This window comes from Bradyrhizobium sp. Unk1, from assembly GCF_059512345.1.
In genome coordinates this window covers 1-270 of the sequence record NZ_JCAMOP010000276.1, presented here as the reverse complement: position 1 = coordinate 270, position 270 = coordinate 1, and the positions used below count along the sequence as shown (strand labels likewise).

The following is a 270-nucleotide window of genomic DNA, read 5'->3' as shown; positions in this document are numbered from 1 at the left end:
GACGGCCGTCAACCAGCTCTGGCAGACCGACTTCACCTACCTCAAGATCACCGGATGGGGGTGGTACTATCTCTCGACCGTGCTTGACGACTTCTCGCGCTACATCGTGGCTTGGAGGCTTGGTCCCACCATGTGCGCTTCCGATGTCACAGCCACCCTCGACCAGGCACTCGCCGCATCCGGCCTTGACCAAATCGCCGTCGCGCACCGGCCAAGGCTTCTCAGCGACAATGGTTCGAGTTACGTGGCGGATGATCTGGCCGAGTGGCT

1 protein-coding gene is annotated in these 270 nt (G+C 61.5%); it reads left to right on the top strand.

Going from position 1 to position 270, the window contains the following annotated elements; translation table 11 throughout:
- Positions 1-270: transposase (locus AC5ZFO_RS48475; RefSeq protein WP_496124330.1), on the top strand; the 270-nt coding region annotated here is incomplete at both ends.